Below are 13566 nucleotides of genomic sequence, written 5' to 3' on the forward strand. Positions count from 1 at the left end.
TAGCATGGGCCAAGAGTGGGGTGCGAGGAGATTCATCGGGGGCGCGGGGGAAGCGGAACGGTTAATTCTGCATTTCACCGCACGGGGTTGGTCAAAAGATTGGTTGACGCTTTCGTCGAAGGTTGTCTAAAGTCGCTGCCTGGCTGATTCGGTCGACGAATCCCGGCCAGAATTGATCATCAATCGGGGGCTGCATGTTCGAGTCATCTGCGTATTAACTCTCTGTGTCAGCCGGTGGACGGGCCCCTGACGCCCGTTGCCCGCGGGTCTCACGCTGCCCGCCGGGGCCGGTATCTGCCCAGGTCAAAGGCGACCTTTCGAGTCCGCTGCGGCAGCGGCGGACAGTGCACCGGTTCGCTCCCATGCTTCGGATGTTCCCGCAGGCGGCGCCTGTGTCTGCCCGTGCCCAGGGGAATCCGGTGGCATGCAAAGTCCTGCGCGCATCCCTGAATCCGGTGCGGTTACGCCGCGCCGCCTTGCTTTCGGGGAAGCGCCTGAATTCACAGAGGGAAATAAATGTTCAATGCATCGGAACCGCCCGACCTATTCTCCCGCTGCGCGAGTTATACCGCGGCGTCCGACCTGATGAAGGCCGGTCTCTACCCCTACTTCCTGCCGCTCGCCGGACAGGAGGGGGCGACCGTCCGCAGGAGCGGACGGGAACTGATCATGTGCGGCTCGAACAACTATCTGGGTCTCACCGCCGACCCCCGTGTCCATGCCGCCGCCCGCGCGGCCCTCGACCAGTACGGCAGCTCCAGCACCGGATCGCGCTTCCTCAACGGCAACACCGATCTGCACGAGGAACTGGAGGCCGAGCTCGCCGACTTCCTCGGCAAGCCCGCCGCCCTGGTCCTTTCCACCGGCTACCAGGCCAACCTCGGCGCCCTCGCCGGACTGCTCACCCCGCGCGACTACGCCGTCGTCGACCGGGACGCCCACGCCTCCCTCGTCGACGGCTGCCGGCTCAGCGGCGCCAAGGTGCGCAGGTTTCCGCACAACGACGCCGAAGGCCTGCGGCGCACCCTGGAGCAACTGCCCGACGCCGCCGCCCGGCTCGTGATCGTCGACGGCGTCTACTCCATGGAAGGAGACATCTGCGACCTGCCCGCCATCACCGCGGTCTGCGCCCAGTACGGCGCCCGGCTGCTGGTCGACGACGCGCACGGCCTCGGCGTCCTCGCGGGCGGCCGCGGCACCGCGGCGCACTTCGACCTCACCGACCAGGTCGACCTGATCACCGTCACCTTCAGCAAGGCCCTCGCCTCCCTCGGCGGCGCCGTCGTCGGCAGCGAGGAGGCCATCCACTACCTCAAGCACAAGGCCCGCAGCCTGATGTTCAGCGCCTCCATGACGCCCACGAGCACCGCCGCCGCGCTCACCGCGCTGCGCATACTGCGCGCCGAGCCGCACCTCACCACCGACGTCCGCGCCAAGGCCGACCACGTCCGGCGCGGGCTCACCGCCGCCGGGGTCGGCACCGGCGACAGCACCACGCCGATCATCCCCGTCCCGGTGCCCGACGCCGCCGGCACCCTGGCCATCTGGGAACGCCTGGTCCGCGCGGGCGTCTACGTCAACCCGGTCCTCCCACCCGCCGCCACCCCCCGTCTGCGCACCAGCTACATGGCCACCCACACCCTCGCCCAGCTCGACCGCGTCGTCGAAGTACTCGGCGCCGAGCCGGAGTTGCGGCACGCCGGGGAGCGGGTGGCCTCGTCGGTGAGCGTGGCGTGAACTCCCCGGCCGAAGAGGGGCGCGCGGGCGCGGCGCGGGGGCCCGACCGAGGCGGGCCGGGGGCCACTGGGTCCGGGGTCGTTGGGCCCGGGGTCGCTGGGCCGGAGGGCGCCGACTCCTCCGGCCCCGGCCTCGCCCTGGTCGCCGCGGCGAGCGTGGCCGGGGTGTCCGCCGCGGCCTGCTTCGACCCGGCGGGCGGCTCCGGCGTGCCGAGGCTGTCCCTGCTGGGCTGGGGGCTTGCGCTGGCAGCGGGTGCGGTGGTGGCCCACCGAGGGGTGCTTGCTCGGCGGGGTGGCACCGGGGTCCTCGCCCGAGGTGGTGGCTCCGCCCGGCCCGACGTCTCCACCCAAGTTGGTGCCTCCGCCCACCGTGGCGCCCCCGCCCGCCCCGGCACCCTCCGGCCGCGCGGCGGCGACCTCCGCCCCGTGGTCGCCGCCGCGCTCCTCGTCCTCGGCACGGCGCTGCTGTGCGCGGGCGGCGGGGGCGCGGCCGCGGCGGCGGCGGTGGCGCTGTGCGTGTGCGGGGCCGGGGTGGGGTTCGTGGGCGTGGCGGCGGTGGCCGGGGTGTCGGGGGCGGCGGGGGTGTCCGGCGTCGGCGGGGCCGCGTCGGTGTCCCGGTACGCCGCCCTGGTCGTCGTGACCCTCGCCGCAGGCGCCCTCACCGCCGCCTGGTGGCTGCCGCAGGCGCAGGGCGCGGCGGGCACCTTCGCCTGCGCGGCCGGACTCCTGCACCTCGCCCGCACGGCCCCTGCGCGGACACCGGCCCGCTGACGCACGGGCCACCGACGCACGGCCCACCGCGCGGGCGGACGCCGACCCGTCGACGTACGCCCGGCTCGACCGTACGAGCACCGATCCACCGACCCGCCAACCCACTGAGCACCGACCACGGAACACCCACAGAACCTCACCCAGGGAGCCGCACATGTCCCGTATCCGTCTAGCCGCCCGTGCCCTGCGTCTCGCGTTGAACCGGGCGCATGCCGATCCGACCGCGGACTACGACGCGGCCAGTTCCGACTACGACACGTTCTTCAGCCCCGTCATGGGCGGGCATTCGACCGCCGCTCTGGACGAGGTGCCCATCGCGCCCGGGGACCGGGTCGTCGAACTCGCCTGTGGGACCGGGCATTTGACCGCTGAGATCATCCGGCGCCTGGACGGGCGGGGGTCCGTGCGGGCCATCGACAAGTCGCCGGGGATGCTGGAGGTCGCCCGGCGGAAGGTGGAGGGGCTCACCGAGGGCAGGCCGGGGCTGGATGTCCGGCTGTTCGTGGACGACATGGACGCGTTCATCCGGGCGCAGCCCGACCGCAGCGCCGACCTGGTCGTGGTGGGCTGGGCCATCTGCTACACGAAGCCGACGCGGCTGCTCGCGGAGATCGGGCGGGTGCTCAGGCCGGGCGGCCGGGTCATGGTCATCGAGACCCGGGCCGACGCCCACCAGGCGCTCACCGAGGGCCTGGAGAAGGTCTTCGCCGACGACCCCTCGCTGCTCACCAGCCTCATCCGGGTGTCGCTGCCGAAGAACGCGGCGGCGGTGGCCGGGTGGTTCGGCAAGGCGGGCCTGACCGTCACCGGCCAGCGCGACGGCGCCCAGATCATCCCGGCGCACACCCCGGCGGCCGTCCTGGAGTGGGTGCAGCGCTCCGGCGCCGCCGCGGGCTTCAAGACCGCCGTGGACAACGAACGCCAGCAGCTCGTCCTCGACCGCGTCGAGGCGGCCCTCGCCGAACTCCTGGCCCGCAAGGGCACGCTGGACATCCAGCACACCTTCGTCGTGGTCACCGGCGCCAAGCCCGTGGCCCCCCGCGCCCGGCACGGGGCCCGCACCGGCGAGGAGGCCGGCGTCGCATGACGAACCCGACCAGGGCCGCGGGACCGCCCGCGCCGACGCCGCCGCCGGGGGACGGCGAGCGGGCGCGGCCCGGACCGGCGCGCGGCGCCGTCCAACGGGCCCTGCACCGCTTCGCCGAGAGACTGGCCGCCCGGCCCAAGACCGTGATCGCGGTGTGGGCGGTGCTCATCGCGGTGTGCACGCCGTACGCCCTCGGGCTCGACGACGTGCTCACCGACCAGGGCGCCTCCAAGGTCGTCCCCGGCACCAGCAGCGCCCGCGCCGACGAGCTGACGAAGAAGGCCTTCCCGCACCGCTCCGAGCGGGAGGTGACCGTCGTCGTCGAGGCGCCCGACGTGCGCGGCGGCGAAGCGCGCTCCCTGTTCGCGCAGTTGGACGGCAGGATCGCGAAGCTGCGCGGCACCGGCGATGTCGAGCGCACGTCGTCCGCGTACACCCTGTACCGCGACGCGACCGCCGCGTTCCTCACCCAGGTGCGCGACGGCGCCCGCGCGGCGGCGGACGACCCGGAGGGGCGGCGCGCCTACGTGGACCGCGAGGCGGACCGGGGCCGGATCCCGGCCGCGCTCGCCGGGCCCGCCCGCGAGGCCGCCGAGGCGTCCGACAAGGCCGCCGTGCCCCGCATCGCGGGCAAGTTCGCGACGGCCGCCGACTGGCGCGACTACCCGCTGCCGGTGCCGGGCGACGCGGTCGCACGGCTCATCTCCGAGGACGGCAAGTCCGCGCTCGTGTCCGTGAGTTACACGGACAAGGCGGGCTCCGACCCGGACGTGAAGGGGCTGCGCGACACCGCACGCGACCTGCTCGCCGACAGCGGCCTCGGCAAGGCCGCCGAGGTGCACGTCACCGGGGAACTCGCCCTCATCCACGACACGTACGAGCAGGCGGAGGCCGACAACTCGCTGATGGAGTCGGTGGCGTACGTCATCATCTTCGTCATCCTGCTGGTGTTCTTCCGCGCCCTGGTGCCCGCGATCCTCACCCTCGCCGTCATCGGCCTGTCCATGAACGTCAGCCAGGCGGGACTGCACCTGCTCGGCGAACAGGTGACGCTCACTCAGTTCACCGTCACCATCATGACGTTCGTGATGCTGGGCGCGGGCGTCGACTACAGCATGCTGCTCTCGTCGCGCTACCGGCAGGAACGCCTCGCCGGACGCGACCCGCGCGAAGCGGCGATCCACGCCACCGTGCACGCGGGCGAGAGCATGCTCCTCGCCGCCGTCGCGGTGGCCCTCGCCTTCGGCGCGACGCTGCTCTCGCCGGTGGACTGGATCCCGCCGCTCGGCTACGGCGGACTCATCGGCATCCCCATCGTGCTCGCCGCCGCGCTCACCCTCACGCCCTGCCTGCTGGTACTGCTCGGCGACCGGTTCTTCGCGGTCGGCCGCGACCCGCTGTCCGACCTGGAACACCAGGGGGCGATGGGCAGGCACCTGCGGCGTACGGCGGAGTTCGCGCGCCGCCGCAAGGTGTGGATCGTGGTGGCGTTCCTCGCCGCGACCATCCCCTTCGCGCTGCTCGTCGCCGGGAACCGCTCCACGTCCGACCCGGTCGCGCTCAGCCCGGCGACCGACTCCCGCGACGGCTTCGAGACCGTCGCGCGCGAGTGGGGCGACGCGGCCGTCATGCCGACGATCGCCGTGGGCCGCGCCGAGTCCGGCGTCGTCCGCGACGGGCGCCTCACCCCCGAGGGGCAGGCGGCGGTGGCCAGGCTCACCGACCGCCTCGGCGCCGTCCCCGGCGTCGCCTCCGTGGACTCGGCGACCCACCCCTTCGGCACCCGCTGGTCCGACCGGCAGCTCGCCGAGGCGGGCCGCCCCCTCCTCGACGACTACGTCTCCCGCGACGGCACGCTGCGCTTCGTGATCGCCCTCGACGGCGACCCGTACGCCGAGGAGGCCGCCGCCACCGTCGACCGCGTCGAACGCGTCACCGCCGAAGCGGGCGGCGGCGTGGGGGAGCTGGAGGTCGGCGGCACCACGCAGGTCGACCGGCAGTACGGGTCCGCGCTCAGCTCCAGCTTCTGGCAGATGGTCGCGCTCGTCAGCGTCGGCGTCTTCGTGATGCTGATGTTCACGCTGCGCTCGCTGCTCGTACCGCTGCGCCTGATCGCCACCATCATGCTCAGCAACGTCTGGGCCGTCGGCCTCACCGTGCTGATCTTCCACCACTGGCGCGGCGAGGCGATCATCGACGATCTGCCGATCTTCCTCACCGTCCTGATGATGGGGCTCGGCATGGACTACGAGATCTTCCTCGTCACCCGCGTCCGTGACCTGCTGCGCAGCGGTCTGTCGCAGGAGGAGGCCACAATGAGGGCGGTCGTCGACACCGGGCGCGTCATCAACGCGGCGGGCCTCGTGATGGCGGGCAGCCTCGGCACGATGGCCCTGTCGTCCACGCTGATGCTCCAGGAGTACGGCGCCGGGCTCGGCCTCGCCGTCCTGCTCGACGCCACCGTCATCCGGATGCTCTTCGTCCCGGCCACCCTGCTGCTCCTGCGCAAGTACAACTGGTGGCTGCCCAGCCTCGGCGTGCGCAGGCGCCGCCTCGACAAGGCGACGGCGGGGTGACACGGATGACGCTGGAGATCCACGACGAGCCCGGCACCCCGGGATCCGGCACCCCCGGACCAGGGGCGTCCGGGCCGGGCGCGCCCCGGCCCGGCAGGCTCGACCGGCTGCGGCTGCACCACGCCGCGTACCCGGTGACCTCGGCCGCCGCGCTGTTCGCGGTGCTCGCGGCGGTGCGCGTCGCCGGGGCCTTCACCTTCGTGGTGATGGTCCTGTCCGTGGCGCTGAGCGCGGCCGTGCTCCTGGTCCTGCCGCGCACGGACTGGGCCGCCGCCGGGGTGCGCCGGTTCGCCCTCGTGCCCGCCGTACTCGGCACCGCCCTCGTCGCCGTCGTCTACGGCCAGACGTTCCTCGCCACCCGCGACGCCTTCGGCGACGGCGACGACAACTGGACCACGTGGATGCCCAAGCTCTTCGAGGGCATGGTGCCGGGCGCGCCCTGGGCGGACGTCGTCGCGATGGTGATCGCCCTCGGCGTGCTCGTGCCGCTGGTCGAGGAGGTCTGCTACCGGGGCGTCCTGTACCGGGCCGTCGAGGTGCGCTGGGGCGGCTACGCGGCCGTCGTGACCACGGCCGCCGGGTGGGCGGCGGTCCACGTCGGCGACTACGGCCTCAACCCCTTCAACCTGAAGGTGCTCTGCGGGCTGCTGCCCTCGGTGTTCCTGATGGGCCTCGCCCTCGGCGTCCTCAGGGCCGTCACCGGCTCCGCGCTCGCCTGCGCCGCCGCGCAGGGCGTCTGCAACCTGCTGCTCCTCGGGGCGGCGGCCGCCTGGCTGTGACGGCCCGGCCGTGACCGCCGCCCCCGACCCATGACTCCGACCACACCAACACCTCTGTACGAAAGGGAAGTTCATGCCGCGACGCCTGTTCACCTCCGAGTCCGTCACCGAGGGCCACCCCGACAAGATCGCCGACCGGATCAGCGATACGGTCCTCGACGCCCTGCTGCGCGCCGACCCCACGGCCCGCGTGGCCGTGGAGACCCTGGTCACCACCGGCCTGGTGCACCTCGCGGGCGAGGTCACCACCACCGCGTACGCCCCCATGGCCCAACTCGTCCGCGACGCCGTCGTCGACATCGGCTACGACTCCTCCGCCAAGGGCTTCGACGGCGCGTCCTGCGGGGTCTCGCTGTCCATCGGCGCCCAGTCGCCCGACATCGCCCAGGGCGTGGACACCGGCGGCGCGGGCGACCAGGGCATGATGTTCGGGTACGCCACCGACGAGACGGCGACGTACATGCCGCTGCCGATCCAGCTCGCGCACCGGCTCGCCCGGCGCCTCACCGACGTCCGCAAGAACGGCTCCGTGCCGTATCTGCGCCCGGACGGCAAGACCCAGGTCACCATCGAGTACGAGGGCAGCCGCCCGGTGCGCCTGGACACCGTCGTCGTCTCCTCCCAGCACGCCGCCCACATCGACCTGGACGCGCTGCTCCTGCCCGACATACGCAAGTTCGTGGTGGACCACGTCCTGGAGGAACTGCACGAGGAGGGCACGGAGTTGGGGACCGAGGGCTACCGGCTCCTGGTGAACCCCACGGGCCGGTTCGAGATCGGCGGGCCGATGGGCGACGCGGGCCTGACCGGCCGGAAGATCATCATCGACACGTACGGCGGGATGGCCCGCCACGGCGGCGGCGCGTTCTCCGGCAAGGACCCCTCCAAGGTGGACCGTTCGGCGGCGTACGCGATGCGCTGGGTCGCCAAGAACGTCGTCGCCGCCGGGCTCGCGCGGCGCTGCGAGGCGCAGGTCGCGTACGCCATCGGCCGCGCGGAGCCGGTCGGCCTCTTCGTGGAGACCTTCGGCACCGCGACGGTGTCCCAGGCCCGCATCGAGCAGGCCATCGCCGACGTCTTCGACCTGCGTCCGGCCGCCCTCGTCCGCGACCTCGACCTGCTGCGCCCGATCTACGCGCAGACCTCCGCGTACGGGCACTTCGGCCGTGAGCTGCCCGACTTCACCTGGGAGCGCACCGACCGCGCGGACGCCCTACGCACGGCGGCCGGGGTCTGAGCCGGTGTCCGCCCCGACACGGGACCCGGCGGACGACGCGCTGCCCGGCACGCCCCTGGGAGCGGTGACCCCGGCGGGCCCCGGCGCGCGGATCGCCGTCACCGGATCCATCGCCACCGACCACCTCCTCACCTACCCGGGCCGGTTCGCCGAACAGCTCGTCGCCGACCGGCTCGACCGCGTCTCGCTGTCCTTCCTGGCCGACGACCTGGAGGTACGGCACGGGGGCGTGGCCGCCAACATCGCCTTCGGGCTCGCGGGACTCGGCCTCAGGCCGCTGCTCGTGGGCGCGGCCGGGCGGGACTTCGCCGAGCACGCCGCCCGGCTGCGCGCCGCCGGGGTCGACACCTCCGGCGTGCGCGTCAGCGCCGAGCGGCACACCGCGCGCTTCGTCTGCACCACCGACCGCGACCAGAACCAGATCGCCACCTTCTACGCCGGTGCGATGGCCGAGGCCCGCGCCATCGACCTCGCCGCCCTCGTCCCGCGCCCCGGCGGCCTGCTCCTGGTGCACATCGGCGCGGACGACCCGGCGGCGATGCTGCGGCACACGGCGACCTGCCGGGCCCTCGGCATCCCCTTCGCGGCCGACCCGGCCCAGCAGCTCGCCCGGCTCGACGAGACCCAGACCCGCCAACTCGTCTTCGGGGCGAGCCTGTTGTTCACCAACGCCTACGAGGCGGGGCTGCTGTGCAAGCGCACAGGCTGGACCGAGGACGAGGTCCTCACCCGCGTCGGCTCCTGGATCACCACGCTCGGCGCGGACGGCGTGACCATCGCCCGCGCGGGCCGGACACCGCTGCGCCTCGCCGCGGTGCCCGCACGCCGGATCGCGGACCCGACGGGCGCGGGCGACGCCTTTCGCGCCGGGTATCTCGCGGGGGTCGCGCGGGGCTGGCCGGCCGACCGGTCGGCGCGCCTGGGGTGCGCGCTGGCCGCGCTGGCGCTGGAGTCGGTGGGCACGCAGGAGTACGAGCCCTCGCGGGTGCGCGAGACGGCTTACTTACCTTTTGGTGAGTACCTGACTAAAAGGTAGGTACTTGTGGGTCGGATCGTGCGAATCAAGGATGGAGGCATGCCCGACGAAACGAACACCCCGAACACCCAGAACTCAACGAATTCCCCGAATTCCACCGACCCCACCACCACGCCCGTCACCGTCATCGGCCTCGGCGCCATGGGCCAGGCCCTCGCGAGGGCCTTCCTCGAGGCCGGTCACCCGACGACCGTGTGGAACCGTTCGGCGGGCAAGGGCGCGGACCTGGTCGCCCGGGGCGCCACCCGTGCCGCGAGCGCCGCGGAGGCGGTGCGCGCGGGCGAGGTCGTCGTCGTGTGCGTCGTCGACTACGACGCCTCCCAGGCCGTCCTGGAGCCGCTCGCCGCCGACCTCTCCGGGCGCGTCCTCGTGAACGTCACCTCGGACTCCCCGGAGCGCGCCCGCGCGGCGGCCGAGTGGGCGGCCGAGCACGACATCGCCTATCTGGACGGCGCGGTCATGATCCCGACCGTGATGGTCGGCACCCCGGAGGCGCTGCTCTTCTACTCCGGTGACGAGGCCGCGTACAAGAAGCACGAGGAGCTGTTGAAGTCCTTGGGCGGTCAGTCCGCGTACGTCGGCGCGGACCACGGCCTCGCCGCCGTGTACGACCTGTCGATGCTCGACTTCTTCTGGACGTCGATGGCCGGTCTGGTGCACGGATACGCCCTCGCCGCCAAGGACGGCGTCCCGGCCTCGGCGATCGCCCCGTTCCTGCAGTCCCACTTCTCGCTCCTCGCGACGCTGATCGGCGAGACGGCCAAGGACGTGGACCGGGGCGTGTACCCGGGCGAGGAGGGGAACCTCGCCATGGAACTGGAGGGCGTCGAGCACATCCTGCACGCCGCGGAGCGCCGCGGCCTGGACGTGTCCGTGCTGCGCGGGGTGCGGGACGTGGCCAAGCGGGCGGTGGACCTCGGCCACGGCGCCGACAGCTGGACGGCGACCGTCGAGGGGATCCGCAACCCACGCGCGTGACCTCCCCCGGCTCCGGTGCCCGAGCGCTGGCCTTGACCCCGACGTCAAGGACTACCGTCGGGGGCATGCGAATCGGCGAGCTCGCGGACCGGGTGGGGACGACCACGCGGACGCTGCGTTACTACGAGTCGCGCGGGCTGCTGCCCGCGCGGCGCGAGGGCAACGGCTATCGCGTGTACGGCGAGGACGATGTGCGTCTTCTCGAACAGATCAGGACCTTGCAGGACTTCGGGTTCGAGCTGGAGGAGACCCGCCCGTTCGTGGAGTGTCTGCGCTCGGGGCATCCGGCCGGGGACTCGTGCCCGGCGTCCGTCGCCGTCTACCGCCGCAAGCTCGGTGAACTCGACGCGCTGATAGACGAGTTGAGTGCCGTGCGGGCGCAGGTCGGCGCGCAGTTGGCGCGCGCCGAGGAGGCGATGACGGGGCTCGCCGCCGACGCGGGGGCGGCTCCGGGTGGTCCGGAGCCGCGGTGCGAACTGAGCGACGTGAGGGGTGTGGCGGGATGAGCGTGGTGAAGGCCGAGGGTGTCGGGGAGGCGACGGACGCGGACTTCGGGTTCGAGGTTCTTTCCGGGGACCGGCCGGCGCTCGTGCAGTTCACGGCGGAGTGGTGCGGGCCGTGCCGGCAGCTCACGCCGGTCCTCGGCGAGATCGCCAGGGACGAGGCGGAACGCCTGAAGGTGGTGCAGCTCGATGTGGACCACAACCCGGAGACGACGATGGCGTACGGGGTCCTGTCGACGCCGACGCTGATGGTGTTCCGCGACGGGGAGCCGGTGTGGCAGAGCGTGGGCGCCCGGGCGAAGCGGCGGCTGCTCGCGGACCTGGAGGGTGCGGGGGTGCTTTAGCCCTGGGGGCGGCCTGCCCTCGTGGTCGGGTCGGTCGTGGCCGGTCCCGTTCGTAAGAAAAGCCCCGGACGAATTGACGTCCGGGGCTTTTCTCTGCGTATATTGGATTCTTTCGCGAAGCCCTGCCCATTTGTATGCATCGCTGCATGTGGGGGCAGCGCGGGAATCTGTATAAGAGCACTGTAACTGGCGAGGGGCTGAATTGTCAAGCGAGGAATTGCGGGAAGAGCAGCAATTCGTCTCCGGGCTGTACGCGCGCCTCGACGCGCTGCGCGAGGAGGCCGAGTCCGCCGTACAGGCGTCATTGGCGCAGGTGGGCAACGGGTCACAGGCACGTCTTGAGCGCGATGTCATGGTCGCAGAGCAGTCCGGTCTGCTCGCCGCCTTCGACGCGGGCGAGAACGGTCTCTGCTTCGGGCGCCTTGAATTCAGGGACGGCCGTGACCATCACATCGGGCGCATCGGAATCCGCGCGTCCGACATCGAGCGCACGCCTTTGGTCATCGACTGGCGGGCGGAGGTGGCGCGGCCCTTCTATCTCGCCACCGGACACACTCCGATGGGCCTGCGGCGACGCCGGCACATCACCAGCGAGGGCCGCCGGGTCACGGCCCTGCACGACGAGATCCTGGACCTCACCGACACCACCCGCACCGGGCACGAGGCCGCCGACGCCGACGAGGTGCTGCTCGCCGCGCTCGACTCCGCGCGCACCGGCCGCATGCACGACATCGTGCAGACCATCCAGGCCGAGCAGGACCGCGTGATCCGCGCCCCGCACCAGGGGGTGCTCGTCGTCGAGGGCGGTCCCGGCACCGGCAAGACGGTCGTGGCGCTGCACCGGGCGGCGTTCCTCCTGTACGCGCACCGGGAGCTGCTCGCCAAGCGGGCCGTCCTGGTCGTCGGGCCCAACCCGGCGTTCCTCGGCTACATCGGCGAGGTGCTGCCCGCGCTCGGCGAGACGGGGGTGCTGCTCGCGACGCTCGGCGAGCTGTTCCCCGGGGTGACCGCGACCGGCACCGACTCGCCCGCCGCCGCCGAGGTCAAGGGCCGGGTGGAGATGGCCGACGTGCTCGCGCGGGCGCTGCGGGACCGGCAGCGACTGCCGGAGCCCGGGGCGCCGTTGGTCATCGAGCACGACGACGGCGAGCTGATCCTGGACTGGGAGATCGCCTACGAGGCGCGGGACGCGGCGCGCGCGGCGGACCTGCCGCACAACCTCGCCCGGCCCACGTTCGCCTTCCACGTCATCGACGCGCTCACCCGGCAGCTGGCCGAGCGCATCGGCCACGACCCGTACGGCGGGCCGAACTTCCTCGGGCCCGACGACATCGCCCAGCTCGGCAAGGCCGTCGCCGTCAGCGCCGAGGTGCACGCCGCCGTCGAGGAGCTGTGGCCCACGCTGACGCCGCAGCGGTTCGTCGCCGAGTTCCTCGCCGAGCCCGTGCACCTGTCCGACGAGGACGCCGCCGCGGTCCGGCGGGCGCCGGGCGCCGACTGGACGTCCGCCGACGTACCGCTCCTCGACGAGGCCGCGGAGCTCCTCGGCGTCGACGACAGTGCCGAGCGGGCCCGCGCGGAGGCCGAGTGGCAGCGTGAGGTCGCGTACGCGCAGGGGGTGCTCGACGTGTCGTACGCCTCCCGCACCTACGAGTTCGAGGACAAGGAGGAGACCGACCCCGAGGGTGCCGAGGTGCTGCTCGCGCACGACATCATGGACGCCGAGCGGATGGCCGAGCGCCAGGAGGAGGCCGACCACCGCAGCGCGGCCGAGCGGGCCGCCGCCGACCGGACCTGGGCGTTCGGGCACATCATCGTCGACGAGGCGCAGGAGCTTTCCGCGATGGCCTGGCGGCTGCTCATGCGGCGCAGTCCGACGCGGTCGATGACGCTCGTCGGGGATCCGGCGCAGACCGCCGAGGCCGGGGGTGTCGGCTCCTGGCGGGAGATCCTCGCGCCGTACGTCGAGGACCGCTGGGAGTACGCGCGCCTCGGCGTCAACTACCGTACGCCCGCCGAGATCATGGACGTCGCGGCGGAGGTGCCGCGGGCCGCGGGGGTGGTCGGGTTCGAGCCGCCGTCGTCGGTGCGGAGCACTGGCGTGCGGCCTTGGGCTCGGCGGGTCGACGATCTCGCCTCGGGGGTCGCCGACGCGGTCGCCGAGGAGGCCTCGGGGGTGGGGCGGCTCGCCGTCATCGCTCCGCGCGAGCTGCACGGTGCCCTTGCGGGCAAGCTGCCGGACGTGCCCGCGCCCGGGGGCGAGGTCGATCTGACGCGGGGCGTCGTGCTCATCGATCCGCGGCAGGCCAAGGGGCTCGAATTCGACACGGTGTTGGTTGTCGAGCCTGCTCTGTACGGGACCAGTGATCTGTACGTCGCCCTGACCCGGGCCACGCAGCGGCTCGGGATCCTTTCGTCGGGGGAGCTGCCCGAGTCCTTGGCGCCGCTGCTCTAGTCCCGCCGCTACCGCGGCGGGTTTCTCCCACCCGCCCACCCGTTGCTGTCGGACCAGTCGCACC

General features: G+C 72.9%; 11 protein-coding genes. All 11 read left to right on the forward strand.

Annotation, left to right across the window (positions count from 1 at the left end):
* Positions 1-585 precede the first annotated feature (585 nt).
* The gene (locus tag ACZ6AA_RS05305; RefSeq protein ID WP_468452284.1) at positions 586-1737 is read left to right on the forward strand and encodes an aminotransferase class I/II-fold pyridoxal phosphate-dependent enzyme; all 1152 of its coding nucleotides are present in this window, start codon (positions 586-588) and stop codon (positions 1735-1737) included.
* The gene (locus ACZ6AA_RS05310) at positions 1734-2507 is read left to right on the forward strand and encodes a hypothetical protein (RefSeq protein ID WP_471456359.1); all 774 of its coding nucleotides are present in this window, start codon (positions 1734-1736) and stop codon (positions 2505-2507) included. The genes ACZ6AA_RS05305 and ACZ6AA_RS05310 overlap by 4 nt, the downstream gene beginning before the upstream one ends.
* Before the next feature lie 154 nt (positions 2508-2661).
* Positions 2662-3594: a class I SAM-dependent methyltransferase gene (locus ACZ6AA_RS05315; RefSeq protein ID WP_468481161.1), complete on the forward strand. Its 933-nt coding sequence runs from the start codon at positions 2662-2664 to the stop codon at positions 3592-3594.
* Positions 3591-6170: an MMPL family transporter gene (locus ACZ6AA_RS05320; protein WP_471456361.1), complete on the forward strand. Its 2580-nt coding sequence runs from the start codon at positions 3591-3593 to the stop codon at positions 6168-6170. Before ACZ6AA_RS05315 ends, ACZ6AA_RS05320 begins: the two co-directional genes overlap by 4 nt.
* Positions 6171-6175: 5 nt before the next feature.
* Complete coding sequence (locus tag ACZ6AA_RS05325) at positions 6176-6949, forward strand: CPBP family intramembrane glutamic endopeptidase (protein WP_468452276.1); 774 nt, start codon at positions 6176-6178, stop codon at positions 6947-6949.
* Positions 6950-7022: 73 nt separating this feature from the next.
* Positions 7023-8186: a methionine adenosyltransferase gene (metK, locus tag ACZ6AA_RS05330; protein ID WP_468452274.1), complete on the forward strand. Its 1164-nt coding sequence runs from the start codon at positions 7023-7025 to the stop codon at positions 8184-8186.
* 91 nt (positions 8187-8277) lie between these two features.
* Positions 8278-9222, forward strand: coding sequence for a carbohydrate kinase family protein (locus tag ACZ6AA_RS05335; RefSeq protein WP_468452629.1), 945 nt, complete (start codon positions 8278-8280; stop codon positions 9220-9222).
* A gap of 39 nt (positions 9223-9261) precedes the next feature.
* Positions 9262-10200 carry an NAD(P)-dependent oxidoreductase gene (locus ACZ6AA_RS05340; RefSeq protein WP_468481158.1) on the forward strand — a complete coding sequence of 313 codons (939 nt, stop codon included), beginning with the start codon at positions 9262-9264 and terminating at the stop codon, positions 10198-10200.
* A 65-nt stretch (positions 10201-10265) separates the two neighbouring features.
* Positions 10266-10706 carry a MerR family transcriptional regulator gene (locus ACZ6AA_RS05345; protein WP_468481157.1) on the forward strand — a complete coding sequence of 147 codons (441 nt, stop codon included), beginning with the start codon at positions 10266-10268 and terminating at the stop codon, positions 10704-10706.
* Complete coding sequence (locus tag ACZ6AA_RS05350; RefSeq protein ID WP_471456365.1) at positions 10703-11047, forward strand: thioredoxin family protein; 345 nt, start codon at positions 10703-10705, stop codon at positions 11045-11047. The genes ACZ6AA_RS05345 and ACZ6AA_RS05350 overlap by 4 nt, the downstream gene beginning before the upstream one ends.
* A 202-nt stretch (positions 11048-11249) precedes the next feature.
* Positions 11250-13502: a HelD family protein gene (locus tag ACZ6AA_RS05355; protein ID WP_468452266.1), complete on the forward strand. Its 2253-nt coding sequence runs from the start codon at positions 11250-11252 to the stop codon at positions 13500-13502.
* The last annotated feature ends 64 nt before the right edge of the window (positions 13503-13566 follow it).

This window comes from Streptomyces sp. NPDC040610 (assembly GCF_055594065.1).